The sequence below is a fragment of the Cellulomonas sp. P5_C5 genome, assembly GCF_054049655.1.
The window spans coordinates 59,938-86,620 of record NZ_JBFULY010000011.1 but is presented as its reverse complement, the minus strand read 5'-3'; the positions used below and the strand labels follow the sequence as shown (position 1 = coordinate 86,620).

Genomic DNA, 26,683 nt, shown 5'->3' with positions numbered 1-26,683 from the left:
TTCCTCGCATTCTCAATGGAGAGAGGCGTTCCGGACGTGAAGATTTCGCTCCTCGCATCGGGCCGTGCCCGGGTGCTCGCAACCTCGTTTGTCGCCGTTTCGGTCGTCGCCGTGTCGTTGGTGCCGGTCGCGGCGTCGGCGGTCCCCGGAGCGGAGGTTCCGCAGAGCAGCCTGGGCATGCCGGTCTTCGAGGGATCCGACACCCCCGTCCCGGACACCGGCGTGGAGTACGGCCCGTCGCCGTACCTGCAGCGCGTGTTCGACGAGGACGTCGCCGCCGGCGCCGGCAGCGCACCCGGCACGGACTTCTGGATGGACCGGATGCTCGCGCGCACCGGGCCCGGGTTCGACGCCGACGAGAACCGCGTGGCGTTCACACGCGGTCGCGCCGTGTTCATGAAGAGCCACCAGCCGACCGCGCTCGGCTGGGACGGGGATGTCGCGTACTGGGAGTCGCTGGGCCGCGGGGGAGCGTTCACGTTCACCGTGCAGGCCGACGGCTCGCCCGTGACCCTCACCGAGCAGCCGTCGCAGCGCCGCCAGACCCCGTCGTACTTCTCGAGCGTGTTCACCGGCGGCGGGCTCACGCTGCGGCAGACGAAGTTCATCACCGACGACGACGTGCTGGTGGCCGACGTCGACGTCACCGACACGTCCGGCGCCGCACGCACGGTCACCCTGAGCGCCACGTCGCCGCTGACCACGCACGCCGAGGGCGACGAGCTGGTGGGGGCCGTCCGCGCGTTCAACTCGATCACGACGGTCTACCCGCGGCTCTCGGGCGACGGGTTCACCGCGGCTGCCGGCGCGCTCACGGCAGACCTGACAGTCCCCGCCAACGGCACGGCCGGCACCAAGCTCCAGCTCGGCATGCTCGTCGACGAGCTCCCGGGGTCCGCGTCCGGCTACGCCGCGTACCGCGCCGCGAGCCCGGCCGAGGCGTTCCGCACGCACGTCACGGCCTACAACCGGTGGTGGGCGGAGAACATCCCGTACCTCGACACCCCCGAGGACAACATCGACAAGACGCTCTTCTACCGCTGGTGGCTGATGCGTTACAACTACCTCGACGCCGACGTCCCGGGCAACGACTACCAGTTCCCGACGTCCATGGAGGGCGTGCTCGGCTACAACAACGCGATCGTGCTGACGGTCGGCATGTTCGTCGACGACCTCAAGTACTTCCGGGACCCGACGTACGCGTACGGCCCTGCGCTGTCCGTCGGCGAGGTGTCGAAGAGCGGGAAGTTCGTCGACAACCCGGGCGACCCGGCCAACTGGTCGAACTCGTACACGGAGTACATCACCGAGGCCGCGTGGCGGGCGTACGAGCTGCACGGCGGCCCGGGCGCGATCGGTGGCACCCTCGGCCAGCACTCGATGGACGACGTCGAAGGGCTGCTCGACGCGTACGACGGCAACGGCAACGACCTCATCGAGTACAGCTGGGGCGCGATGACGGGCAACGACGCCGACGCGGTGTCGTTCCACTGGCCGGGGCACGGCGCCAACATGGACCGCACCGAGAGCGCGTACCTGTACTCCAACGCGAAGGCTGCCGCCGAGTTCTTCCGGGTCGCCGGCGAGACCGAGAAGGCCCAGCACATGGAGGACCTGGCCGCGCGCGTGCGGTCGGCCGTCATCGACCTCCTGTGGGAGCCGGCCCAGACGACGCCGGACCAGGTGGGCCTGTACGGGAACCTGCTCAAGCACCGGATGACGCAGGACGGGACGCTCAACCCGTACAAGGAGATCAACAACTACTACCCGTTCACCGTCGGGCTCATGCCGAAGCAGGGTGACCCGGACTACGACGCGTCCTACGTCGAGGCGCTGCGCCTGTTCGCCGACGCCGACCAGTACCCGGTGTTCCCGTTCTTCACCGCCAACCAGGTGGACAAGGACGACTCCCCGGAGGCGGGCTCGAACAACTTCTCCGTCATCAACTCCACGGTGCTGTTCCGGATGTTCGCCTCGGTGCTGCGCGACTACCCGTCGGACTACGTGACCCCGGAGATGTACAAGCAGCTCCTCTACTGGAACGCGTTCGCGCACTACCAGGGCGGCGACAACCGGCTGCCCAACCAGAACGAGTTCTGGGCCAACGGCTCCGCGGCCGACGGCGGCTCCATCGGGTACCGCTCGTGGATCCAGCACACGATCCTCGGCGCGACCAACTTCACGGTCATCGAGGACGCGATGGGTCTGCGCAGCCGCGCGGACGGCAAGATCGAGCTCGACCCGGTGGACATCGACTGGCCGTACTTCACGGCCAACAACATCCGGTACCACGACCGCGACCTCACGGTGACGTGGGACGAGACCGGCGACCACTACGGCGCCGACGTGCCCGCCGGGTACTCGGTGTTCCTCGACGGTGAGCTCGCGTTCACGGTGGACGACCTGGCGCACGTGGTCTACGACCCGGCGACGGGCACGGTCGAGCTGCCCGAGGGTGGCGCGCAGGTGGTCACGGCGTCCGGGGCGGCGCTGGCTGCGGCGGCGGACGTCCGGTTCGCCGACGACGCCCGCGTGGTCGACATCTTCGCCAAGGCGGGCACCGACATCACGACCGCGTCGACCGGCTCGGCCAACCTGGCCGCGGGCCGGCCGGTGACGGCGACGTTCGAGGCGGCGGGCCGGGGTGCCGCGGGTGCCGTGGACGGGACCACCGTCAACGAGCCGTTCTGGGGCACGGCCGGGTCGCCGAACGCGACCGACTCGGTCGAGGTCGAGCTGGACGGCACGCAGACCGTCGACGACGTGCGGCTGTACTTCTACCGCTCGTCGTCCACCGCGACCGTGCAGGGCTACGCGGCACCCGAGCTGTACACGCTCGAGTACCACGACGCCGCGGGCTGGCACCCCGTCACCGGGCAGGCGCGCACGCCGGTCTACTCGACCGCCAACCTCAACCACGTGCAGCTCCCCGCCGTGCAGGCGGACCGGCTGCGCGTCACGGTCAAGCACGCTGCGGGCTTCCGCACGGGCATCAAGGAGATCCAGGCCTTCGCGACGGGGGTCGAGGCGCCGCCGTCGACCAACGCCGCCCCGAAGGTCACGGCCTACCAGGACCCGGCGTTCGACCAGCCGGGCCAGGTGCGGCTCATCGGGTCGGTCACCGACGACGCCCAGCCCGCCGGCACGCTGACCAGCGGCTGGACCGTCGTCAGCGCCCCCGACGGGGCCGAGGCCGTCATCGCGAGCCCCGCAGCGGCGACCACCGTCGTGCGGTTCGACACCACCGGCCGCTACGTCCTGCGCCTCACGGCCTCGGACGGCGAGCTGAGCACCGGCACGGACGTCGTGGTCGACGCCGTGGTCAGCGGCAGCGCGAAGACGAACGTCGCGCCGGATGCCACCGCGACGGCGTCCGCCGTCACGGGCTGGAACAGCGTCGCCGCCATCAACGACGGCAACACGAACTACCCGGCCGCGGCCGAGTCGGACGCGTGGGGCACGTGGGGGACCGCCTCCGGGGCGGGCAACACGTACTGGGCGCGGCTGACCTGGCCCGAGCCGGTGCGCGTCGACGAGTCGCGCATCCTGTTCCACTCCAACCGGGACCCCGGTGGCGTGCTGCCCCCGTCGTCGTGGTCGCTGGAGTACCTGGCGTCCGACGGCTCGTGGCTGCCGGTGACGGGTGCGAGCGACTACCCGACGGAGGACGGCTCGTTGAATGCCGTCACGCACGACGCGGTCACGACGACGTCGCTGCGCGCCACGCTGGTCCGCAACGGCGCGAGCTACCCCGGCATCATCGAGTGGCAGGCGCTCGCGGACGAGCCCGTGTCGGTCGAGCCGGTGGCGGTGCGCACGCTCGTCGGGGTCGCACCCGTGCTGCCCGACGAGGTCGAGGTCGTGTTCGCCGACGGCACCCGCGTGCCCCGGGCGGTCACGTGGCAGGACGTCCCGGCCGAGGCCTATGCCGCGCAAGGGGACTTCACGGTGCCGGGCTTCGTGCAGGGGACGTCGCGGCTGGCGCGGGCGACGGTCTGGGTGCGCCCGACCGACGCCGTGCAGGTCAACACGTTCGAGCCGCTCGCGGTGACCACCGTGGCCGAGACCGCACCGGTGCTCCCGGCGCGGGCGATCGCGGTGTACAACGACGGGTCGCAGGCCTCCGTGCCGGTGACCTGGGACGCGGTCGACCCGGCGTCGTACGCCGAGGCCGGTGAGTTCACGGTCGAGGGGACCGTGGTCGGCACCGACAAGCGGCCGACGGTCGTCGTCACCGTGACCTCGGGGGCGCCCGCGCCACCGGTGGTCACGGCCACCACCGAGCCGGCGCGTCCGGCCAGCGGGTGGTTCACCGGCCCGGTCGTCGTCACGGTCACCGCGACCGACGAGGACGACCCGGCACCCCGCGTCGAAGCGCAGGTCGACGGGGGTGTCTGGACCGAGGTCACCGGTCCGCTCACGGTCAGCGGCGACGGGCGGCACACCGTGCGCGCCCGGGCCACCGACGACGGCGGGCTGGTCTCGCCGGTGCAGTCGGTCGCGGTCGACATCGACGGCACGGCACCGGTGGTGGCGGCGAGCTTCGACGAGTCGCGGCGACGCCTCACGGTCACGACCACGGAGACGGGCTCCGGCATCGCGTCGATCGAGTACCGGGTCGACGGCGGCGCGTGGACCACCTACGGCTCCGGTGCGACGATCGCCCAGGCGGCGACCGTCGAGTACCGGGCGACCGACCGGGCGGGGAACGTCTCGACCGTCGGCACCCTGGAGGTGCCGCCACCGGACCCGAACGCCCCGGTGAACATCGCGCCCAACGCCGTGGTCAGCGTCTCGGCGTCGACCACGTGGAACCGCGCGGCCGGCATCACCGACGGCGTCGCCGTCCACCCGGTCACGTCGCAGGCCTCGGCCTGGGGCACGTGGAACATCGCGGGCGCCACCCAGTGGGCCCGGCTCGACTGGCCGACGCCCGTCACGACGACGACGAGCAGGATCCTGTTCTTCGACGACGGCGGAGGCGTTCGACTGCCGGCGTCGTGGACGCTCGAGTACCTGCTGGACGACGGCACCACCTGGGCACCCGTGCCCGAGCCGTCGGGGTTCACCACGACGCTCGGCCAGTTCGACACCGTCACGCACGCCCCGGTCACCACGACGGCGCTGCGCGCGACCCTGACCAAGCCCGCCAACGGGTGGGTCGGGATCGTCGAGTGGGAGGTCGACAGCGCGAGCGTCGCGCCGCTCGTCCTCACCGTCCCCACCGGTCCGGTGACCGCGGGCGACGCGTTCGACGCGACCCTCGCGGGCGGTACGGCCGACGCCGACTACGCGGTGACGCTCGAGCCGGGCGGCGTCGCGCTCGGCACGCTCGCCACCGACGCCGACGGAGCCGGCTCGCTGCGCACGGCACCGCTGCCGGCCACGCTCGACGCGGGGTCGTACACGGTGCGGGCCACGAGCGGGGAGTCGGTCGCCGAGGCGCCGCTCGAGGTGGCCGCCGGACCCGGCGAGGCCGTCGTCACCGCGGGCACCGTCGAGGTGGTCGGCATCCCGACGGTCGGGCAGGTGCTGCTCGCGCAGACCGCCGGCTGGGGACCCGACGGCGTCGAGCTCGCCTACCGCTGGTCGGTCGGCGGGAAGCTGGTCAAGGACGCGACCGGCTCCGAGTACGTGCCGACGTCGAAGGATGTCGGCAAGACCGTGACCGTGGAGGTCACCGGGTACCTGGACGGCTGGGAGAGCGTCTCGGTGACGTCCGCGGAGTCCGCGGCCGTGGTCCGGCCGACGGTGCAGGCGGGCACGGTCGCGCTCGGCGCGGCGGTCGTCGGTCAGCGGGTCACCGCGCAGACGACCGGCTGGCCGGCGGACGCACGGCTCGAGTACCGCTGGATGCTCGACGGGAAGTCGGTCCGGGGAGCGACGAGCAGCAGCTACGGCCCGCGTCCCGCCGACGTCGGCAAGGCGCTCGCGGTCGACGTCCGGGGCGCCGCGGCCGGGCACGACCCGTCCGCGTGGGTCTCGTCGCCACCGACGACGGTCCAACCCGGGCAGCTCGGCGCGCACGACGTGCGCATCGTGGGCATCGCGAAGCCGTGGTTGCCCGTCGTCGCGGTCACGACGCCGTGGTCACCGTTCCCGGTGTCGACGAGCTACCAGTGGTTCCTCGACGGCAAGGCGATCAAGGGCGCCGACCTCCCGGTCTACCTGGTGCGCACCGCCGACAGGGGCAAGGTCCTCACGGTCACGGTGACCGGCACCAAGGACGGCTACACCCCGACCAGCCGCACCTCCGACGGCACGAAGGTGGGACGTTGATCATGAGGAAGACACTCACCACCGTGCTCGCCGGCGCTCTCGTCGCGACGGCCCTGACGGCCTGGCCGTCGGCTGCCGTCGCGGCGGACCCGCCCGCCACCCGGTCGTTCCACACCGAGGGCAACCCGATCCTCGGCGACGGGACGTACTACTCCGCCGACGCGGCACCGCTGTCGGTGGACGGGACGCTCTACGTCTACGGCGGTCACGACGAGGCGGCCGAGCAGCAGGGCGGCTTCGAGATGCACGACTACGGCGTGCTGACCACGGCCGACCCGACGAGCGGCGACTGGAACCTGTACGCCGACAACCTGGACCCCGACGAGGTCTTCGACTGGGCCACCGGCGACGGGGCGTACGCCGGGCAGGTCACCCGCGGCGCCGACGGGAAGTTCTACTGGTACGCGCCGGTGCAGTGGGAGAACACGGAGGTCCCCAACCGGATGGCGATCGGCGTCGCGGTCTCCGACGGCCCGCTGGGCCCGTGGACCGACGCGGTCGGCGAGCCGCTGCTCACCTGGACCGACGTGTTCGGCACGTCGACGAACGGCCAGGAGGTCATCGACCCGCACGTCTTCACCGACACCGACGGCCGCGTGTACCTGTACTGGGGCTCGTGGGGCGTCGCGCGGGTGGTCGAGCTCGAGCCGACGATGACCGCCACGACCGGCGCAATCTCGACCCTGGGCGGGCTGACCGGCTTCTTCGAGGCGCCCTGGGTGGTCGAGCGCGAGGGCACGTACTACCTGGCGTACGACTGGAAGCAGGGCGGCTCGGAGTGCACGCCGTCGAACTACCAGGCGTGCATCGCGTACGCGACGGCGCCGTCGGCCCTGGGCCCGTGGACGTACCAGGGGATCATCCTGGGCGGCACGTCCGCGACGACCGTGCACCCGTCGATCGTGGAGCACGACGGCCGCTGGTGGATCACGTACCACACCAAGGACGCGGTGGGCGGGGGCCACTTCCGTCGCTCGATCGCGATCGACGAGGTGCAGTGGGACGGTGACCGGATCCTGCCGGTGGTCCCGACGCGTGCGGACGACCCGGCGTTCCGGCTGACCGACAACGTCGCGCTCGCGGCGACCGCGGCCGCCTCGTTCACCGAGCAGCCGCCGATGACGCTCCGCTCGATCAACGACGGCTTCCGCGCCACGACCGCGCTGCTGCCGCCCGACCAGTGGGGCAACTACCGCGGCGTCACCAGCTCGAACGCGACCGACTGGCTCCAGTACACGTGGGACGCCCCCGTGCGCACCGGCAGCGTCGGCATCGAGCTCCACCGCGACGGCAACTGGATCCGTCCACCCGCCTCCTGGGTGGTCGAGTACCGCGACGAGGCCGGCGACTGGCAGCCGGTGCAGGGTGCGACCTACCCGACGGCCACGGACGAGTGGCACACGGTGACGTTCACGCCGGTGACGACGACCGCGCTGCGGGCGACGTTCCGCGGTCAGGACGAGGGTGCGTACGTGCACTCCGTCGCGGTGTCCGAGTGGGAGGTCTACGCGGTCCAGGCCGGCGCGCTGCCGGACGTGGATGTCGCGACGCCCGTCGGCACCGCGCCCGTGCTGCCCGAGGCGGTCCGCGTCGACGGCCTCTGGACACCCGTCAGCTGGCGCCCGGTCGACCCGGCGCAGTACGCCGCGGAGGGCACGTTCACCGTCGAGGGCCGCGCGCTGGGGCAGTCGGCGGCCTACCTGACCGCGACCGTCCACGTGGGCGGCACGGTCGACCCGGGCGGCGACGACACGACGGCTCCGACGGTCACGGTCGCCGCGTCCGGCACGTCGGGCGAGGACGGCTGGTTCTCCTCGCCGGTCACCGTCCGGGTGGCCGCCGACGACGACACCTCCTACCGGACGGTCATCGAGACGCGCACCGGGGCCGGTGCCTGGACGGCCACGCCGGACGCCCGGTTCGTCGACGTCCCGGTGGACACGCAGGGCGAGTCGACAGTCACCGGCCGCGCGACCGACGCGGCGGGCAACGTGTCCGCCGAGGTCACCCGCACCGTCAAGGTGGACACCGCCGCACCGACGGTCACCGCCACGCTGGACGCCGCGACGCGCGCGGTCACGGTCGGCGGGTCGGACGTCCTGTCCGGTCTGGCAGCCCTGGAGCACCGGTTCGACGGGGCGGGTGACTGGGTCGCGGTCGAACCCGGTGCCGTCGTCGAGGCTCCGGACATGCTGCCGCACGAGCTGGTGGTCCGGGCCCGCGACCGCGCCGGGAACACGGCGACCACCACGGTCTCCGTGCCGCTCGGCGACGGCGCCCAGCTCGAGGGCAACGTCGCGCCGTACGCGACGCCGACCACGTCGTTCACCTCCGGGTGGGAGGCCGTCGGCGGGCTCGTCGACGGCACGAACGCCTGGGGCGAGGACGACGCGAGCAAGTACGGCGCCTCCTGGGGCACGTGGGACCGCGTCGGCGAGCAGTGGGCGCAGCTGACGTGGGACTTCGACGTGACGGTCGACCGGGCAAACGTCTGGTGGTACCAGAACGTGCCGGACGCCCAGAACGAGGGCCTCATCGCGCCCCGCTCCTGGGTGCTCCAGTACCTCGACGGTTCGACGTGGCACGACGTGACGCTGACGGACGGTGAGTACGGCCGGAACAGCGAGGGGTTCGAGCCCGTCGGGTTCGAGCCCGTGACCACCCGGGCGCTGCGGATCGTCGCGCAGTCGTGGGGTGCGGCCGCCGGGCAGGGCTCGGTGGGCATCCGCGAGTGGCAGGTCGGGGCCGCGGAGGCCGACGGCGTGGTCACGCCCGTCGCGCCGACGTTCCAGGCCGCGCCGGTCTGCGACGGGACCGCCACGGTCACGATCCCGGACGTCGAGGGCGTGCTCTACGCGATCGACGGTCAGGACGTCACCGGCACGGTGGAGGTCGCGGCGGACGCGCAGGTCGTCGTCACGGCACGCGCGGCCGACGGCTTCGAGCTCGCCGCCGGCGCCGTCGCCGAGTGGGAGCACGCGTTCGTCGCCCCCGGGTGCGCGGACGTCGTCGTGACCCCGCAGGCGCCCGTGTTCACGGCTCCCGCGTGCACCGGCGACGGGTCGCTCGCCGTCCCGACCGTCGAGGGTGTCGCGTACACCGTCGGCGGCGCGGCGGCCGAGGGCACCGTGCCCGTCCCGCTCGGCGGCACCGTCACCGTGACGGCCCGCCCGCTCGACGGGTTCGCGTTCCCCGCCGGTCCGCAGGTGGCCTCGTGGGCGTTCCGGGCCGACGCCCCCGACTGCGCACCGTCGCAGACGGTGGTGCCGGGGACGGTGAAGGTCACCGGCGACGCCCGCGTCGGCAAGACGGTCCGGGCGACGACCTCCGGCTGGCAGCCCCGCGACGTGCGCCTGGCGTACGCGTGGTTCGCCGACGGGGTGCGGCTCGACGGGGTGACGGGGGAGCGGCTCGCCGTGACCCCGGCGCTGGAGGGCGCGACGCTCACGGTGCGCGTGACGGGGTTCGGGGCGGGCCTCGTCACGGCATCCGCGACGTCGCAGCCGGTCGGTCCCGTGGCGCCGGAGCGGGGGTCGCTCTGGCCCTGGGACTGAGCACGCAGGAGGCCCCGGTCACGCCGACCGGGGCCTCCTCGCGCGTCAGCTGACGACCGGCCAGCCTGCCGAGTCCCAGCTCAGCCGGTTGATGCCGAGCCGGGAGTCACCCGCGTCCGTGTAGTAGTGGTAGAAGAGGATCGTCCCGTCGCCGTCGGTCAGCGTGGCGGAGTGGCCGGGGCCGTGGATGGACCCGTGACCTGCGAGGATCTGCGTCCCGCCGCCGCTGGTCATGGCGGTCCCGTTGCGGTCCACGTACGGCCCGGTCACCGACGTCGAGCGCCCGACCATGATCCGGTACGTGCTCTGCGCGCCCTTGCAGCAGTTGTCGAACGAGGCGAACAGGTAGTAGTACCCGGCGCGGTAGTAGATGTCCGGCGCCTCGATGCCGCTGCCGTTGCGTGACGCGACCGACGTCAACGACGTCCCGGACCGCAGGCCGGTCGACGGGTCGATCGCGATGACCTTCAGCCCGGACCACCACGACCCGAAGCTGAGGAACCACTTGCCCTGCTGGTCGACCACCAGGTCCGGGTCGATCGCGTTGTAGTTGCTGGAGCTGGTGGTGCTCACCACCAGTCCGCGGTTGGTCCAGGTGCCCGCGTTCCCGCTCGGGCTGGTGGCCAGGAAGATCGCCGAGCTCATGCTGCCGAACGTCGAGGCCGAGTAGTACAGGTAGTACTGGCCGTTGCGGTACGACAGGTCCGGCGCCCACAGGTCACCGGTGGTGTAGCTCGACGTCCACGGGGTGCCGTTCGGGAACGCGGAGCCGACGTCGCTCCACGCGGTGCGGTCCGACGAGGTCTTGAGCGGGATGCCGCGGCCCGTCGTCGCGACGAGGTACGTCCCGTCGGGACGCTTCACGACGGTGGGGTCATGGGCCCAGGTGGCGCCCGTGATGTTCCCCGGCCCGGGGTAGGCAGCAGGAGCCGACCAGCGCTGGTTGGCGCCGCCGTTGCACGTCCACAGCGCGACGGGGGTGCCGTTGGCGGTCTTCGATCCGGTGACGTCGATGCAGAGCTTGGACTGCTGGTGGACCAGCGAGCCGTTGGACCCCCAGGCGAACCGCTGGTTGGCGCCGCCCGTGCAGCTCCACGAGATCAGCTTGGTGCCGGGCGTCGTGCCCCAGTTGAGAGCGTCGAGGCAGCGGGTGCCGTCGAACGTGCGCAGCTCGCCGGCCGACGTGAGCGTCCAACCCTGCCCGGCGACGCCGTTGCAGTCCCAGATCTGGATGCCGGCGCCGGGCGTGGCGTCGTTGCCGTTGACGTCCAGGCAGCGCCCGGACTGTGCGGACACCAGGGGCGGCGCAGCGGCCTGCGCGGCGGGTGCGAGTGCCGTGATCGCCGCTCCGGCGACCAGGGTCGCGACCGCCGCGAGAGCGGCGAACCGTCTGCGGCTGCGGGTGCGTGCTCGGATCATGGGTCTTCCTCCGTGACGTCGTCGTGACGGCTCGTCCCCGCGGAGCGCGGCGCACCCGCACGGACGCACGGCGTCGTCGCGACGCCGTGTGAGCGCTAACATCGCGCCTCGCGGGGGTGACGGCAAGGCGTGAAGCGGTTAGGCGCGCGCACGTGGGGGAGCGCTTACCCGCGGCGCCGAGCCGCACGTCCGGCGCAGCAGCGCGAGCGGTACGTCGGCCAGCCCTGGGGCGCCCACCCTGAACGCCCCGGTGGCCACCGCGTACGCACCCCAGAGCGGTCACCCGGACCCCCGGGGGTCAGACCACGCAGAACTCGTTGCCCTCAGGGTCCGCCAGCACCACGTGGTCGAGCCCGTCGCGCCCGGGGTGCTCGGCGAGCACGGTGGCGCCCGCGGCGGTCAGCCGGTCGACGGCAGCGCGGATCAGGGCCTCGCGCTCGTGCTGCGGCACCGACCGCCCGCCGGACACGCGCAGGTCGAGGTGCAGCCGGTTCTTGACGACCTTGCCCTCGGGGACCTTGAGGAACGACAGCGACGGCAGCACCCCGGCGGGGTCCGCGAGGTAGGCGCCGTCGTCCAGCTCGTCGTCGGGCACCTCGTGGTGGCGGGCCCAGTCGTCCCAGGTCGCGAACCCGTCGGGCGGGGGCGGCTCGACGTAGCCGAGCGCCGGACCCCAGAACCGGGCCATCGCCGCCGGGCTCGCGCAGTCGAACGTCACGCTCCACATGGGTCAGTCGAGCCCTTCCGCCGCCTCGGACTGCTCGATCGTAGCGAGCCAGTCGCGCTTGGTGGCCCGCCAGCCCTCGTCGTCGGCGCCCAGGCGCCAGTAGCCGGACACCGAGAGCTGGTCCCGCGTGATCCCGCGGTCGGCGCGCACGTGCCGGCGCAGCTCGCGCACCACGCCCGCCTCGCCGTGCACGAACGCGCTGACGGGCGCCGGCAGGTCGGGGAGTGCCGTCACGGTGTCGACGAGCGCGAGACCGGCGACCGAGAAGCCCTGGTGCACCCAGAGCACCTGGACGCCGGCGGGGGAGGCCAGCGGGATCTCGTCCTCGGGGCCGTGCACCTCGATCACAGCGTGCCCGACCGCGTCGGCGGGCAGCCGTTCGAGGGCGACCGCGATCGCGGGCAGCGCGCTCGCGTCGCCGGCGAACAGGTACGACGCCGCGTCGGGATCGGGCGACCACGCGCCGCCGGGGCCGACCACGAGGACCTCGTCGCCAGGCTGTGCAGCCGCCGACCACGGTCCCGCGAGGCCCTCGTCGCCGTGCACGACGAAGTCGAGCGTCAGCTCGCGCGAGACCGGGTCCCACGCGCGGACGGTGTAGGAGCGCTGGCGGGGCTGCTGCTCGGGCGGCAGGCTCGCGCGCACCGCGTCGAGGTCGAGGCGGCCGTCCGCGCGCAGCGGGCGGTCGGTGCCGGCCGGCAGGAAGACGACCTTGACGTAGGAGTCGGCGTGCGGCGACGGCTCGAACGCCGCCAGGCCCGCGCCGCCGACGACCACCCGGACCATCGTCTCCGCGAGCCGTTCGGTCCGGACGACCTCCCCGACGAGCGGTGCGGGGCGGGTGCGGGCCGGTGCGTCGGTCATCGAGGTCCTTCGTCGTGGTGGGCGTTCCTGCGGCGGCCCACGCTAGCCGGTGTCAGGTCCTGCTGCCCTGGGCGTCGAGCTCGTCGTTGAGCCGGGTCAGCAGGTCCGCGAGGAGCCGTCGGTCGTCGTCGGACCAGTCGGCTAGCAGGTCCGCGTAGACCTCGGCGCGAGCGGCGCGCGTCTCGGCCAGCGCCCGCACGCCGGCGGGGGTCGTGGTGACGACGGCGCGGCGACCGTCGCGCGCGTCACGTAGCCGGCGCTCGGCGAGGTCGTCTGACATCGACGAAGGGGGCGGTCCGCAACCGGACCGCCCCCTTCGTCGTGCGTCAGGTCAGGCGTCGCGCTTCTTCAGCAGCACGGCGGCCGCCCCGAGGACGATGACGACCCACAGCACGAGGACGCCGTAGCCCTCCCAGGCGCTCAGGTCGGCCCCGATGTCCGAGAACTCGGCCGCGGCCTCGAGCTGGCTCTGCGTCTGCGTGAGCTGCTGCCCCGCGATGCCCGGGAGGAACGGGAACATCAGGGTCAGCGGCTTCCACGGGATCGAGCTGAAGAGGATCGGCGCGACCAGGAGGAGGCCGAGCACGGTCGCGATGGCCGCGGCCGAGTGGCGCATGAGCGCCCCGAGGGCGAACGCGAACAGCGCGATCGTCGCCAGGTACACGGCGGTGCCGACGAGCGGCCGAATCATCTCCGGGTCGCTGAAGTCGACCGAGAGCCCTTGGCCGTCGAAGAAGAGCCACTGCAGGGCCGTCCCGATGGCGACGCCCACGACGCTCGCCCCGAGGACCGCGACGATCAGCACGATCGCCTTGGACCACAGGACCGGGAGGCGCTTGGGCACGGCGGTCAGGCTCGAGCGGATCATCCCGGTGGTGTACTCGCTCGTGATGGTCAGCGCGCCGAGGACGGCCAGGGCCAGCTGGCCGAGGGTCACGGCGAAGCTCAACGGCGCCAGCGCGTCGGTCGCGTCGGGCGGGCCGCCCTGCTCGGGGCCGGGGGCGTTGACGTACGCCAGGCTGATCAGCACGACCAGGCCGACGGTCGCCAGCAGGAAGATGCTGATCGTCCAGATGGTCGAGCGGACCGACCAGAACTTGATCCACTCACCGCGCAGCAGGTGGCCGAAGCTCAGCCTGTAGTCCTTCAGCGGGGTGGCGTGGCGGTGGGGCTCGGTGGCGACGGCGGTGCTCATCGGGCGTCCTCTCCGGTGGTCGTAGCAGAGGTGGCGGCGTGGGCGCCCGCCGAGTGGGACTCCTCGCCGGGGAGCGCGGCCGAGTGGTACTCGACGGAGTCGGACGTGAGGGACATGTAGGCGTCCTCGAGGGAGCCCTGGAGCGGCGTGAGCTCGTGCAGGACGATGCCCGATGCCGCCGCGATCTCGCCGACCTCGACGGCTGTGGCCCCGTGCACCTCGATCAGGCCGTCCTCGGCGGGGGTCACCGTCACGTCGGGACCGGCCAGGCGGGCCGCCAGGTCGGTGGCCTGCGGCGACCGGACGCGCACGGTGGACCGCGTGGCCTCGGAGATGACGGTCTCGACCGGTCCGTCGGCGATGATCTTGCCGCGGCCGATCACGATGAGGTGGTCGGCCGTCACCGCCATCTCGCTCATCAGGTGCGAGGAGAGGAAGACCGTGCGCCCCTCGGAGCCGGCCAGGTACTTGACCAGGTTGCGCACCCAGAGGACACCCTCGGGGTCGAGCCCGTTGACGGGCTCGTCGAGGATCAGCGTCTGCGGGTCGCCCACCAGGGCGGCCGCGATGCCGAGGCGCTGCCCCATGCCGAGCGAGAAGCCGCCGACGCGTCGCTTGGCGACGGTGTCGAGCCCGGTCATCGAGATGACCTCGTTGACGCGCTTGTTGCCGATGCCGTGCGTCGCGGCGATGGCGCGCAGGTGGTTGCGGGCGCTGCGGCCCGTGTGGACCGCCTTGGCCTCGAGCAGGGCGCCGACCTGCGTCAGCGGGGAGTGGTGCTCCGCGTAGGGGCGGCCGTTGACGGTGACGGTGCCGTGCGTCGGCCGGTCGAGGCCGACGATCATGCGCATCGTGGTGGACTTCCCGGCACCGTTCGGGCCGAGGAAGCCGGTGACCCGGCCGGGCTGCACGGTGAACGAGATGCCGTCCACCGCCGTCTTGCTGCCGTATCTCTTCGTGAGGTCGTGGGCCTCGATCATCACTGTTCCTCGTCAGTCGGGAAATGGAGCCGTGACGACCCTAGAGGTGTCCGGCAAGGCCATACATCGGACCAAGGGGGGATCCGCCCCCGCCGAAAGGCCGAGGCGTACGAGGCGTGGGAACGAACGCGCCCCCGTCGACGTTCGCTACGGTGACAGCCTTGTCTGACAGCGCCCGATCCGTCCAGGAGGACGCCATGGCCAATCCGATCTTCAACAACAGTCCGGTGTTCCAGGACCCCGTCCAGCGCAAGGGCCAGAAGACGCCCACGTCGACGGTCTCCTACGGGACCCCCGGCCCTCAGGTGGCCGACGCCGCCACCCTCGACCAGATGTACGCCGCCCCCGCCGCGACCACGCGCGAGACGGGCCGGCTGACGTACGACGACGTCATCATGAAGACCGCGGGCCTGCTGGCCGTGCTGGTCGTCACCGGTGCAGCCACCTGGGTGCTCGCGCCCGGACTGTGGATCGTCGGCGCGATCGTCGGGCTCGTGCTCGGCCTGGTCAACGCGTTCAAGAAGGAGCCGAGCCCGCCGCTGATCCTGCTCTACGCCGCGGCGCAGGGTGTGTTCCTCGGTGGCCTGAGCCAGTGGTACGAGTCGTTCTACAACGGCATCGTCGGCCAGGCGGTGCTGGCCACCATCTCGGTCTTCGCGGTCTCGCTCGTCCTGTTCAAGTCCGGCAAGGTCCGGGTCACGCCGAAGTTCCAGCGCACCCTGCTGATCGCGATGGTCGGCTACCTCGTGTTCTCGCTCATCAACCTCGGCCTCATGCTGTTCGGGGTCGGCGGGGGCGAGTACGGCCCGCTGCGGTCCGGCTGGATCGGCGTCGCCGTCGGTCTCATCGCCGTCGTGCTCGCGGCCGCGATGCTCATCGTCGACTTCGACTCCATCAAGCGCGGCGTCGAGGCCGGTGTCCCGGCCAAGCTCGCGTGGACGGCGGCCTTCGGCCTCGTCGTGACGCTGGTCTGGCTGTACCTGGAGCTGCTGCGGATCTTCGCGATCCTGCGTGGCGACTGACGCCTGACCTGACTGCCGTGGGCCCGGGTGCGATGATCGAACGCACTCGGGCCGACGTGCGTCTGGCCCACCCCAACACCCCTGGGAGCAGTCGGTCGTGAAGTACGCGAAGCACATCTCGGAGCTCGTCGGCGGCACCCCGCTCGTCCAGCTCACGTCCGTGACGGCAGGCCTGACGGCGACGATCCTCGCCAAGGTCGAGTACCTGAACCCCGGCGGCTCCGTGAAGGACCGCATCGCCCTGAAGATGATCGAGGCCGCGGAGGCGAGCGGCGAGCTCCTGCCCGGCGGCACCATCGTCGAGCCGACCAGCGGCAACACCGGCGTCGGCCTGGCGCTCGTCGCCCAGCGCAAGGGCTACCGCTGCGTCTTCGTCTGTCCCGACAAGGTCAGCCAGGACAAGCGCGACGTGCTGCGCGCCTACGGTGCCGAGGTCGTCGTGACCCCCACCGCGGTCGCCCCCGACCACCCGAACTCGTACTACTCGGTGTCGGACCGCCTGGCGAAGGAGATCCCCGGCGGCTGGAAGCCGAACCAGTACGCCAACGTGAACGGCCCGGCCAGCCACTACGAGACGACCGGCCCGGAGATCTGGGCGGACACCGAGGGCCGCGTCACGCACATGGTCGCGGGTGTCGGCACGGGCGGCACGATCACCGGCACCGGGCGGTACCTGCACGACGTCTCCGACGGACGGGTGGTCGTCATCGGCGCCGACCCCGCCGGCTCGGTGTACTCCGGCGGCGACGGACGGCCGTACCTGGTCGAGGGCGTCGGTGAGGACTTCTGGCCCACCGCCTACGACCCGACGGTGCCCGACGAGATCATCGCGGTCTCCGACGCGGACTCGTTCGCGATGACCCGTCGGCTCGCCCGCGAGGAAGGGCTGCTGGTCGGCGGCTCGTGCGGCATGGCGGTCGAGGCGACGCTGCGGTTCGCCCGTCGGCTGCAGGACGAGGACCCGTCGGCGGCGGCCGCGGCCGTGATCGTCGTGATCCTGCCCGACAGCGGACGCGGCTACCTGTCCAAGATCTTCAACGACAAGTGGATGCGGTCGTACGGGTTCCTGGCCGCCGACGAGGGCGCCACCGTGGCGGACGTGCTGCGCACCAAGACCGGCACGCTGCCCGACCTGGTGCACACCCACCCGAACGAGACGGTCCGCGACGCCATCGAGATCCTGCACGAGTACGGCGTCTCCCAGATGCCCGTCGTCGGTGCGGAGCCGCCCGTGAAGATCGGCGAGGTGGCCGGCGCGGTCAGCGAGCGCGAGCTCCTCGACGCGGTGTTCTCGGGGGACGCGGAGCTCTCCGACCGGGTGGACCGGCACATGTCCGCCGCGCTGCCGCTGATCGGCTCGGGGGAGAGCGTCGAGTCGGCGAGGTCGGCCCTGCAGAAGGCGGACGCGCTCATGGTGGTGGACGACGGGTCGCCCGTCGGGGTGCTGACCCGGCATGATCTGCTCGGATTCCTCGCCCGCTGACTCTTCCCGCTAGGAGCACGATGGCCCTGTTCGACCTGCCCCTGCCCGAGCTCGAGCGCTACCTGCCCGTGCTGGACGAGCCGGCGGACTTCGACGAGTTCTGGGACACCACGCTCGCCGAGGCGCGTGCGTTCGACCTCGGGCTGACCGTGACGCCCGTCGACTCCGGGCTGACGGTCATCGACGCGTTCGACGTGACGTTCGCCGGGTTCGGCGGGCACCCGATCAAGGCGTGGGTGACGCGCCCCACGGGGGTGGCCGGGGACCTGCCCGCCGTCGTCGAGCTCATCGGGTACGGCGGCGGGCGCGGGTTCGCGCACGAACGGCTCGCCTGGGCCGCCGCGGGGTACGTGCACCTGGTCATGGACACGCGCGGGCAGGGCTCCACGTGGGGCAACGGCGGCCACACGCCGGATCCGGCGGGCTCGGGACCGGCGTCGCCGGGCGTCATGACGCGCGGGATCCTCGACCCGCACGACCACTACTACCGCCGGCTCATCACGGACGCGGTCCGCGCGGTCGACGCCGTGCGGGCGCTGCCCGGTGTCGATCCCGCACGCGTGACCGTCGCGGGGATCAGCCAGGGTGGCGGGCTCGCGCTCGCGGTCGGCGGACTGGTCGACGGGCTCGCCGCGGTCATGCCGGACGTGCCGTTCCTGTGCCACTACCCGCGTGCGCTGGGGATCACCGACGCGTTCCCGTACGGCGAGCTCGTCCAGTACCTCGCCGTGCACCGCGACCAGGAGGCGACCGTCCTGCGGACCATGTCCTACCTGGACGGGGTGCACTTCGCGCGGCGCGCCTCGGCGCCGGCCCTGTTCTCGGTCGCGCTGCGGGACCAGACGTGCCCGCCGTCCACCGTGTTCGCGGCCTACAACCACTACGCCGGGCTGTCGGCTGCGGACCCGGCGACCGAGATCGAGGTCTACGCGTTCAACCAGCACGAGGGCGGTCAGGCCCACCAGCTCGACCGCCAGCTGCGCTGGCTGCGAGCGCTGCTGGCGTCGCGGGCCGTGCTGGTCTGAGACGACCTCAGGGGGCGAGCCCGAGGCGGAACCACTGCGGTGACGTCCTCGACATGGGCCACCCGAGCCCGGTCGTGCTCGCGGGCTCGGCCGCGAGCAGGTCCCAGCCCGCGAAGGCCGACTGGATCTCCGCCCGGGTCACGCCGCCGACGAACGAGCGCAGCCGGGTCGCCCCGAACTCGAGCATCAGCAGCGTCGCGCCCGGGTTCGCGAGCGCGGTGACGCCGCGGCCCATCGCCGTCCGCTCGGCGAGGTCCAGGTGCTGGAAGCAGCCGACGTCGAGGAAGAGGTCGAACCTGCCCAGGTCGGTGGCCAGCGCGGTCACGTCCCCCACCACGAAGCGCGCCCCGGAGGGTGCGCCCCGGCGCGACCCCTCGATGGCGTGCACGGCCGTGTCGACGCCGACGGCGTCCCAGCCCCGGCGGGCGAGCTCGTGGGTCTTCTGGCCGCGGCCGCAACCGAGGTCGAGCGCCCGACCGGGCGGGTGTGGCCGGTCGGCCTCCTCGCGGTCCAGGAGGGCGGCGACGGTCGACGCCTCGACGCGGCCGTAGTGCTCCCACGGCGTGAACCCGATGCGGTACGCCAGGCCGTACCCCGTGCGGACACCCTTCATCGCCCGACACCTCCCCGCCCCCATCCCAGCACCGGACGGGCCGGGTGCACAGGGCTACCGGACGCTGAGGCGCTCCAGGCCGCCGACGAGCCCGGCGACGAGGAACTCGAAGCTGGCGTCGACGTCGTCGGGCATCCCGAAGCCGCCGTCGAGCTCGAGCACCACGAACCCGTGCACCGCGGCACGGACGGCGCGCACGGCGTCGATCCGGCGGTCGTCCGGGACGCCGAGCGCGGTGACGGCGTCGGCGATCTCGTCGACGACCCGGATGCTCGCCTCGCGGACGGCGTGCGCGTCGGGGTCGTGCACCCAGGCCGCGCCCTGCACCGCCTGGTAGCGGCCGGGGGAGCGTCGGGCAAGGCCGCGGATCGCCCGCGCCATGGCGGGGACCAGGTCGGTGCCGGAGTGGTCCGCGCGGACGGCCTGGAGGGCGGCGTCGTACTCCTCGATACAGACGAGCGCGACCTCGCGGCGCAGGGCAGGCAGTCCGGCGACGTGCTTGTAGAGGCTGGGCACCGCGACGCCGGCCCGGGCCGCGACGGCGGCGAGAGTCAGGTCCGCGAAGCCCGTCGCGCCGCCGTCGTCGACGACCGCGAGGGCGAGGTCGACGACGGCGGACCGGTCGAGCCCCGCCCTAGGCACGCGTGCTCGCGCGGACCTGGAACCGGCCGGTCGCGTCGCGGGGGAGGTCCGCGAGGAACGCCAGCGTGCGGGGGACGACGACCTCGGGCGCCTGGTGCTGCGGGTAGTGCGCCACGTCCGGGATGAGCGTCACGTCGGCACCGATCGCGCCGCGCAGCCACTCGGCCTCCGCCGCGGGGTCCGGGAAGTCGGGGTCGATGGCGCCGACGAAGGCGACGGCCGGAGCGGTGATCTCGCCGACGCGGGCCTCCACCGGCGCGTGGGTCAGCTGGACGGTGAGGTGCCGGAACGAGCGCAGGTGCGCGGGGTCCTTCATCGCCGACCTCAGGTCCGCGACGTGCTCGTCGAGCCACGGCGCCTTGGTTCCGCGGTTGAGGTACCCGCGGTAGTAGGACGCCCAGAGGGCCGCACCCCAGGGGCGGGAGAACAGCACCCGCTCGAGGCCGTGCAGGACGGCGACGGCGATCGCCGGCATCGGGCGCTCGCGCAGGAACGGGCCGGTCAGGACCAGGCCCGCGACGAGGTCGGGTCGCTCGGCGGCGGCCCATGCGGCGGCGCCGGCGCCCATCGAGTTGCCGACGAGGACCGCCGGGCCGCCCAGGTGCTCGACGAGCGCGAGGGCGTCCTGGCCGGTCACGACGTCGCCGTGCGTGGCGAAGGTGGTGTCGGATTCGCCGTGGCCGCGCAGGTCCATGACGGCGACGCGGTGGCCGGCCTCGGCGAGCGGGCCGACGAGCTCCCGCCAGGTGCTGCGCAGGTCTCCCATGCCGGGGACGAGGACGACGAGCGGACCGGCAGCCGGGCCGTCGAGCGAGTAGGCGATGCGCCCTTCAGGGCGGCTGAGGAACTGGGTCATGACGGTAAAGCTAATGGCATTAGCCAACGCCGTCAACCCGTCGGTTCGGCGCCTGTCGGTCGGGGTTGGCAAGATGGTGCGCGCACTGTCATCCACCGAAGGAGTACGTCATGTCCGCAGCGCTGCCCGAGGTCTCGGGTTCTTTCGGCCAGAAGCCGACGCTGACCTTCCCTGACGCCAGTGCGTCCGGTGAGCTCGAGGTCCTGGTCCTGTCCCGCGGCGACGGCGTCCTCGTCGAGGCCGGCGACGAGCTCGAGGTGCACTACCTGGGCCAGTCGTGGCAGGGCGGCATCTTCGACAACTCCTACGACCGCGGCGCCACGACCAGCTTCCCGATCGGCGTCGGCATGGTCATCGCCGGGTGGGACCAGTCGCTCGTCGGCCAGCAGGTCGGGTCGCGCGTCCTCGTCTCGATCCCGTCGCACCTCGGCTACGGCGACCGCGGCGTGCCGCAGGCCGGCATCAAGGGTGGCGCCACGCTCGTCTTCGTCGTCGACATCGTCGGCACCAGCGCCGCCTGATCGCCCGCGACGGGCCCCTGCGCTCCGGCGCAGGGGCCCGTCGCTATCCTCGGCCCGTGGCGGACGGCGAGGTGACCATCGGCGAGTTCGCGCGCCGGTCGGGCCTCTCGCTCAAGGCGCTACGGCTCTACGACGCCCGCGGGCTCCTGCAGCCGGTGCGCGTCGACCCGGGCAGCGGGTACCGCTACTACGACCCCGAGCAGCTGGGCAGGGCACGCACGATCTCGCTGCTGCGGCGGCTGGAGATGCCGCTCGGCACGATCGCCGACGTCCTCGCCGAGCCTGCTGGACAGGCGGCCGCGATCCGGGCCTGGTGGCAGGACCGCCAGCGCGACCTGGCCGACCGAGGCCCGGAGCTCGACCTGGTGCTGCACTCCCTGGGCACCCCGGACCGTGTCGGGCACCCCGGGCAGTTCGGCGTCGACGACGTGGTCGTCCGGCAGGTCGAGGCACGGACGGTCGCGACGATCCGCCGGCACGTCCTGCAGGAGGACCTCGTCGCCGCGTTCGCATCGGACGTGCTGGAGCTCCGCGCGTACCTTCACGCCGGCGGTGCGTCGTACGGCACCGAGTTCTGGGTCCTGTTCCACGGTGCGGTGGGGCACGACGGCGACGGCCCGATCGAGACGTGCGTGCCGTACGAGGGTGCGGTCGTCCCCGTCGGCCCGGTCGTGCTGCGGCAGGAGCCGGCGCAGACGATGGCGTTCGTGCCGGTGACGGCCGCCGACTGCCGGTACCCGCAGATCATCGGCGCCTACGTGGCGCTGGAGACCTGGTTCAGCACCGACGGCCGTCGAGCGGCAGGACCCTCACGCGAGATCTACCCCGTCCCGTGGTCCGACGAGGGCGTCGTCGCGCACGTCGCGCAGCCGGTCGCTTGACCCTCCCCCAGGGGCAGACGCCACGCTGAGGCCATGCCCGCTCTCGACGCGTACGCCAGCCACAGCCCGTTCACCGACCCCGGAGCCCACGGTCCGCTGCTCGCGGCGGTCGGCACCGACCCCGCGGCGCTGCACCTGGCCGCCTGCAGCACGGTCGTCCACTACCGGGCCGGCGCCGAGCAGCTCGCACCGGGCCAGGACGCGGACATCGACCTGCGCTGGCTGTCCGACATCCTCGGCGAGGCTCAGGAGCGCGCGGCCGGACCCCTCGACGCAGCCCGGCCGCCCGCGCAGCAGATCGCCGGCTGCTGCCGCGACCACACCCTGTTCGCGATCGGGGTCCTGCGCGAGCACGGCATCCCGGCGCGCAGCCGCGTCGGGTTCGCGGGGTACTTCCGCCCCGGGTTCCACCACGACCACGTGGTCGCCGAGCGCTGGGACGGGTCGCGCTGGGTGCGCTTCGACGCAGAGCTGAACATGGCCGAGAACTGGTTCGGCTTCGACTCGCACGACATGGCGACCGGGCTCGGCGCACCGTTCGAGACCGCGGCGGAGGTCTGGCTGGCGCTCCGTCGCGACGGGCTCGACGTGTCGACCTACGGCGTCGACCCGTCGCTGCCCGAGCTGTGCGGCCCCGAGTTCGTCCGCGGGTACGTGGTCACCGAGCTCGCGCACCGCCAGCGCGACGAGCTGCTCCTGTGGGACGTCTGGGGCGACACGCTGCCCGAGACACCGACGCCCGCCGAGGAGCTCGACCGGCTGGCCGATGAGGTCGCGGAGCTGCTCGTCGCCGCGGACGCCGGCTCGGCCGCGGCCGAGGCGGAGCTGGAGGAGCGGTACGCGAGCGACCCGCGACTGCAGCCGGGCAGCGGTGTCGTGACGCTGTCGCCCACCGGCCGGGTCGGCGACGCGGACCTCGTCGCGAAGGTCAACCGCTGGCGGTCCTGACCTGACGCCGCGACGTCCGAGGATGTGAGCGCCATGACGCGAACATCCTCGGGACTAGAGGACGTGCCGCTCCAGGAAGTCGTTGCGGAAGACGCCGTCGGGGTCGGTCCGTGCGACCAGGGCCCGGAAGTCGTCCCAGTGGGGGTAGAGGCGGGCGAGGTCGCGGTTCTCGTCGGCGAAGAGCTTGCCCCAGTGCGGTCGTGCGCCGAACGGCGCGAGCGCGGCCTCGATCGTGGGCAGCACCGCCTCCACCTCGGCCTGCCGCGGGAGCCAGGTGAAGTGCAGGCCGACGCGGGGGCCGCCCTGCGCGCCGGAGAGCCACAGGTCGTCGCCGGCCATCGTGCGGACCTCGGTGACCTGCAGCAACGGGGAGACGAGGCTGCTCAGTGCCCGGACCGCCTCCAGCGCGGCGACCGCGTGCGCGCGGGGGACCAGGAACTCCGACTGGAGCTCGTCGCCGTTGCTCGGCGTGAAGTCCATCCGGAAGTGCGGCAGGCGGTCGTGCCACGGGCCGGGCTCGCCCAGCTGCGCGGTGCAGTTCACGGGGTCGATGCCGGGCAGCGGATGGCGGGGGCCGTCGGCGGGGGTGGTGCCGAACAGGTCGGTGCGCAGCGTGTAGCCGGGCGTGACGCGCGTCTTGCGCCAGACCTGCTGGATCGTGTCGCCCGTCCAGTCGGTGAAGAGGCTCACCGAGTCGGCGCTGCTCGTGATCTCGTCGAGGTGCTCCAGCGCCGCCGTCCACGGCAGGTCCAGGTGGACCTCCTGCGCGACGTCGTAGGTGGGCTCGATGTCGAGGGTCACGCGGGTCGCCACGCCGAGCGCACCCAGCGCGACGACGGATCCGGCGAAGTCGTCATCACCGCGGCGGACCGTCCGCAGCGTTCCGTCCGGGCCGACGATCTCCAGCGCCGCGACGGCGGACGCCAGGTTCTTGCTCGCGTCGCCCGAGCCGTGCGTGGCTGTGGCGACCGCACCGGCCACCGAGATGTGCGGCAGGGACGCGAGGTTGTGCACCGCCCAGCCGGCGGGGTGCAGGTGCTGCGCGAGCGTCCCGTAGCGGGTGCCGCCGGTGACCGTGACGGTCCGCGCCTGCTCGTCGACCTCCGGCGCCGCCTCCAGGCCGTCGAGCGCGACCAGCGCGGCGGGGTCGTCGGCAAGGTCGTTGAAGCAGTGCCGGGTGCCCAGCGCGCGGATCCTCGGGGAGGCCGCGACGAGCTCCTGCAGCTCCTCGACGGAGCCCGGGTGGTGCACGACCCCCGCGCGGTAGGTGTAGTTGCCGGCCCAGTTCGTCAGCGTCACCGGACCAACCTACGGCGCTTCGCCCGGGGTGGGTCCGGTGATGAAGATGTCGAACATGCTCGGGTCGTGCGCGTGCACCAGCACCATGAACACGAAGAGGTCGAACAGCAGGTGCACCGCCACCACGTAGGTCAGCGACGTGGTCCGACGGAAGATCCAGCCCTGGATCAGTGCGAACGGGACGGTCAGCAGCGGCCCCCACTCGCGGTAGCCCAGCTCCCACAGGAACGACACGAACACCGTCGCCTGCAGCAGGTTGGCCAGCCAGAACGGGAAGTGCGGTCGCAGCAGCGCGAGCACGACGCAGATGAAGAACAGCTCGTCCCAGATGCCGACCGCGTTGACGCCGACGAACAGCCGCGCGACGTCCCCCGTGCCGTCGAGGTCCGGCCAGTTCTGCCACACCCCCGACCCCAGGAAGTACGCCGGCAGGATCAGGTACGCCGCGAACGCCACCGCGACCAGGTACAGCGCCTGCCACCGGTCCCAGCGCCTGCCCGTCCGGACGGGGAAGTGGATCTTGTCGTCGTGGAACACCCGGCTCGAGATGAGGGTCGGCACGATCACCGCCAGACCCAGCGCCACCGTGAACCGGAGCATGCCCACGTTGGACAGGTCGGCCTTCAACGAGATCGTGCTGATGATCACCTGACCCAGCGCGATCAGGGCGAGGTCCCGGCCGAGACGCTTGTCGACGACGAGCCCGAGGGCGACGCCCAGGACCAGCGGCACGTACCCGAGCGGGCGGACGTGGACTGCGAACAGCAGGACCGCCGCACCGCACACGAGCGCGGCGGCGAGGATGCGGAGAGCGTCCTGGCCTCGCGTCCGGTCGACGACCTGGGTGGTGCTCGCGCTGAGCGGGTCTGTCACGGGGGAGCCTCCGGGGTGTCGAAGCAGCAGTCTGACTGCTCGTCGGCCGCTGGGCGACACTTGCCCCATGGACCTCCCGCGCGTCGCGATCACCTACTGCACGCAGTGCCGCTGGCTCCTGCGCGCCGCCTGGTACCAGCAGGAGCTGCTGACCACCTTCCACCGCGAGCTCGGGGAGGTCGCGCTGCGGCCCGCGACCGGTGGGGTGTTCCGGGTCGAGGTCGACGACGTCCTGGTCTGGGACCGGTCGGAGCGCGGCGGATTCCCCGACCTGCCCGAGCTGAAGCGGATCGTGCGGGACCTCGTCGCGCCGGACAAGCCGCTGGGGCACACGGACCGGGTGGCCGAGGGCTGACCGAGATGGACGTTTGTGCAGGTGGACCGGGGTCCAGCGCCAGATGGACGACCGTGGACGGTGTCCGTCCGGCGTCGATAGGTTCGCGGCGGACCGGTAGGGAGAGCGACCCGGCCGGTCCGCCACAGACGTTCCCGAGGGCGGCTGGCCGGGAAACACGGGGGACTCCGGCCGGCCCCATGACGGGCGGGTGACCGACAGCGGGGGCTCCTCGGTCACCCGCCCGTACATCTGACGGCGACGAGCCAGTCACGATGCCGGGCCGCGACGGACGTGCGACGACGCCGGCCCGCCGCTGATCAGCGACGGGCCGGCGTCGGTCGGGTGACGGGTCAGGCGTCGGTCGGGCGGGGGCAGGACACGCCGGTGCCGCCGAGCCCGCAATAGCCTGCCGGGTTCTTGTCGAGGTACTGCTGGTGGTAGCCCTCGGCGTAGTAGAACGTGCCCGCCTCGTCGGCGGACCGGATCTCGGTGGTGATCTCCCCGAAGCCGGACCTGGTCAGTCGCGGCTGGAACTCGTCGCGGGTGCTGCGTGCGGCGAGCTCCTGCTCGGGCGTGGTGGTGTAGATCGCCGACCGGTACGTGGTGCCGACGTCGTTGCCCTGCCGGTACCCCTGCGTCGGGTCGTGCGACTCCCAGAAGGTGCGCAGGAGGTCGCCGGCCGAGACGACGGTGGGGTCGTACGCGATCATCACGATCTCGGTGTGCCCGGTCTGCCCGGTGCACGTCTCCTCGTAGGACGGGAAGGGCGTGAACCCACCCTGGTAGCCGACGGCGGTCGTGACGACGCCGGGGATCTTCCAGAAGGTGCGCTCCGCGCCCCAGAAACAGCCCATCCCCACGTAGAGGACCTCGGTGCCCTCGGGCCAGGGGCCCTGCAGGGGGGTGCCGAGGACGGTGTGGGTGGTCGGGACGGTGTACGCGTACCGGTCGCGTCCGGCCAGGGCCTTCTCGGGGGTCACCATCGTGGTCTTGAGGGCGGAACCGAACAGCCAGTTCATGGTCGTGATCCTCTCCGGGAGCCCGGTGGGTCAACCCGGTCCTCCCGGGATCTGCAACGGTACGCACCCCGTCCGTGTTCCCGCGGAGATGAAGAAGTCTTGACCGAACCAATACCAGACCGATAGCGCACCACCCCATGACCAGG

General features: G+C 72.6%; 21 protein-coding genes. 9 read left to right on the top strand and 12 right to left on the bottom strand.

Features of this window, described 5'->3' with window-relative positions; translation table 11 throughout:
* The first annotated feature begins 111 nt into the window (after positions 1 to 111).
* Positions 112 to 6,279: an Ig-like domain-containing protein gene (locus ACXJKF_RS11870; RefSeq protein ID WP_456787923.1), complete on the top strand. Its 6,168-nt coding sequence runs from the start codon at positions 112 to 114 to the stop codon at positions 6,277 to 6,279.
* A 2-nt stretch (positions 6,280 to 6,281) separates the two neighbouring features.
* Entirely contained in the window at positions 6,282 to 9,833 is a 3,552-nt protein-coding gene (locus ACXJKF_RS11865; RefSeq protein WP_456787922.1) for a family 43 glycosylhydrolase, read from the top strand.
* Positions 9,834 to 9,878: 45 nt separating this feature from the next.
* Here the strand turns inward: ACXJKF_RS11865 and ACXJKF_RS11860 are convergent, their stop codons facing one another.
* The 6 genes from ACXJKF_RS11860 to ACXJKF_RS11835 all read right to left on the bottom strand — a co-directional run bounded on the left by ACXJKF_RS11860 (position 9,879) and on the right by ACXJKF_RS11835 (position 15,018).
* Positions 9,879 to 11,252: a family 43 glycosylhydrolase gene (locus tag ACXJKF_RS11860; protein WP_456787921.1), complete on the bottom strand. Its 1,374-nt coding sequence runs from the start codon at positions 11,250 to 11,252 to the stop codon at positions 9,879 to 9,881.
* Between the two features lie 298 nt (positions 11,253 to 11,550).
* Positions 11,551 to 11,979, bottom strand: coding sequence for a VOC family protein (locus tag ACXJKF_RS11855; protein ID WP_456787920.1), 429 nt, complete (start codon positions 11,977 to 11,979; stop codon positions 11,551 to 11,553).
* Positions 11,980 to 11,982: 3 nt separating this feature from the next.
* Positions 11,983 to 12,843 (bottom strand): siderophore-interacting protein, encoded by an 861-nt coding sequence (locus ACXJKF_RS11850; RefSeq protein ID WP_456787919.1) that lies wholly within the window; start codon positions 12,841 to 12,843, stop codon positions 11,983 to 11,985.
* A 52-nt stretch (positions 12,844 to 12,895) separates the two neighbouring features.
* Entirely contained in the window at positions 12,896 to 13,123 is a 228-nt protein-coding gene (locus ACXJKF_RS11845; RefSeq protein WP_456787918.1) for a hypothetical protein, read from the bottom strand.
* Positions 13,124 to 13,174: 51 nt separating this feature from the next.
* Positions 13,175 to 14,038: an ABC transporter permease subunit gene (locus ACXJKF_RS11840; RefSeq protein WP_456787917.1), complete on the bottom strand. Its 864-nt coding sequence runs from the start codon at positions 14,036 to 14,038 to the stop codon at positions 13,175 to 13,177.
* Positions 14,035 to 15,018, bottom strand: a complete 984-nt coding sequence (locus ACXJKF_RS11835) for an ABC transporter ATP-binding protein (protein ID WP_456787916.1) — start codon at positions 15,016 to 15,018, stop codon at positions 14,035 to 14,037. Before ACXJKF_RS11835 ends, ACXJKF_RS11840 begins: the two co-directional genes overlap by 4 nt.
* Positions 15,019 to 15,215: 197 nt before the next feature.
* On the opposite strand from ACXJKF_RS11835, the gene ACXJKF_RS11830 reads away from it, so the two are divergent.
* The 3 genes from ACXJKF_RS11830 to ACXJKF_RS11820 all read left to right on the top strand — a co-directional run bounded on the left by ACXJKF_RS11830 (position 15,216) and on the right by ACXJKF_RS11820 (position 18,548).
* On the top strand, positions 15,216 to 16,040 hold the full coding sequence (locus ACXJKF_RS11830; RefSeq protein ID WP_456787915.1) for a Bax inhibitor-1/YccA family protein: 825 nt from the start codon (positions 15,216 to 15,218) through the stop codon (positions 16,038 to 16,040).
* Positions 16,041 to 16,137: 97 nt separating this feature from the next.
* Positions 16,138 to 17,523, top strand: coding sequence for a cystathionine beta-synthase (locus tag ACXJKF_RS11825; protein WP_456787914.1), 1,386 nt, complete (start codon positions 16,138 to 16,140; stop codon positions 17,521 to 17,523).
* 20 nt (positions 17,524 to 17,543) lie between these two features.
* Positions 17,544 to 18,548, top strand: coding sequence for an acetylxylan esterase (locus ACXJKF_RS11820; protein WP_456787913.1), 1,005 nt, complete (start codon positions 17,544 to 17,546; stop codon positions 18,546 to 18,548).
* A 7-nt stretch (positions 18,549 to 18,555) separates the two neighbouring features.
* Here the strand turns inward: ACXJKF_RS11820 and ACXJKF_RS11815 are convergent, their stop codons facing one another.
* From ACXJKF_RS11815 to ACXJKF_RS11805, 3 genes are read right to left on the bottom strand one after another with little or no spacing between them, the layout of a single operon-like run.
* Positions 18,556 to 19,161, bottom strand: a complete 606-nt coding sequence (locus ACXJKF_RS11815; protein WP_456787912.1) for a class I SAM-dependent methyltransferase — start codon at positions 19,159 to 19,161, stop codon at positions 18,556 to 18,558.
* 54 nt (positions 19,162 to 19,215) lie between these two features.
* A complete protein-coding gene (locus ACXJKF_RS11810) occupies positions 19,216 to 19,803 on the bottom strand; it encodes a TetR/AcrR family transcriptional regulator (protein WP_456787911.1) in 588 nt (195 codons plus the stop codon).
* The gene (locus tag ACXJKF_RS11805) at positions 19,796 to 20,659 is read right to left on the bottom strand and encodes an alpha/beta fold hydrolase (RefSeq protein ID WP_456787910.1); all 864 of its coding nucleotides are present in this window, start codon (positions 20,657 to 20,659) and stop codon (positions 19,796 to 19,798) included. The genes ACXJKF_RS11810 and ACXJKF_RS11805 overlap by 8 nt, the downstream gene beginning before the upstream one ends.
* Before the next feature lie 110 nt (positions 20,660 to 20,769).
* On the opposite strand from ACXJKF_RS11805, the gene ACXJKF_RS11800 reads away from it, so the two are divergent.
* Genes ACXJKF_RS11800 through ACXJKF_RS11790 form a run of 3 tightly spaced genes read left to right on the top strand, consistent with a single transcriptional unit; the run spans position 20,770 to position 23,009 of the window.
* Positions 20,770 to 21,180 (top strand): FKBP-type peptidyl-prolyl cis-trans isomerase, encoded by a 411-nt coding sequence (locus tag ACXJKF_RS11800; protein WP_456787909.1) that lies wholly within the window; start codon positions 20,770 to 20,772, stop codon positions 21,178 to 21,180.
* Positions 21,181 to 21,236: 56 nt separating this feature from the next.
* Positions 21,237 to 22,061, top strand: a complete 825-nt coding sequence (locus ACXJKF_RS11795) for a MerR family transcriptional regulator (protein ID WP_456787908.1) — start codon at positions 21,237 to 21,239, stop codon at positions 22,059 to 22,061.
* A 33-nt stretch (positions 22,062 to 22,094) separates the two neighbouring features.
* A complete protein-coding gene (locus ACXJKF_RS11790; RefSeq protein WP_456787907.1) occupies positions 22,095 to 23,009 on the top strand; it encodes a transglutaminase-like domain-containing protein in 915 nt (304 codons plus the stop codon).
* Positions 23,010 to 23,063: 54 nt separating this feature from the next.
* Here ACXJKF_RS11790 and ACXJKF_RS11785 read toward each other — a convergent pair whose 3' ends face one another.
* Both ACXJKF_RS11785 and ACXJKF_RS11780 read right to left on the bottom strand, forming a co-directional pair.
* Positions 23,064 to 24,308 carry a D-arabinono-1,4-lactone oxidase gene (locus ACXJKF_RS11785; RefSeq protein ID WP_456787906.1) on the bottom strand — a complete coding sequence of 415 codons (1,245 nt, stop codon included), beginning with the start codon at positions 24,306 to 24,308 and terminating at the stop codon, positions 23,064 to 23,066.
* Between the two features lie 9 nt (positions 24,309 to 24,317).
* The gene (locus tag ACXJKF_RS11780) at positions 24,318 to 25,181 is read right to left on the bottom strand and encodes a CPBP family glutamic-type intramembrane protease (protein ID WP_456787905.1); all 864 of its coding nucleotides are present in this window, start codon (positions 25,179 to 25,181) and stop codon (positions 24,318 to 24,320) included.
* Positions 25,182 to 25,248: 67 nt separating this feature from the next.
* On the opposite strand from ACXJKF_RS11780, the gene ACXJKF_RS11775 reads away from it, so the two are divergent.
* On the top strand, positions 25,249 to 25,536 hold the full coding sequence (locus ACXJKF_RS11775) for a SelT/SelW/SelH family protein (RefSeq protein ID WP_146845625.1): 288 nt from the start codon (positions 25,249 to 25,251) through the stop codon (positions 25,534 to 25,536).
* Between the two features lie 332 nt (positions 25,537 to 25,868).
* On the opposite strand, the gene msrA is transcribed toward ACXJKF_RS11775, so the two are convergent.
* The gene (gene msrA / locus ACXJKF_RS11770) at positions 25,869 to 26,537 is read right to left on the bottom strand and encodes a peptide-methionine (S)-S-oxide reductase MsrA (RefSeq protein WP_456787904.1); all 669 of its coding nucleotides are present in this window, start codon (positions 26,535 to 26,537) and stop codon (positions 25,869 to 25,871) included.
* Between the last annotated feature and the right edge of the window lie 146 nt (positions 26,538 to 26,683).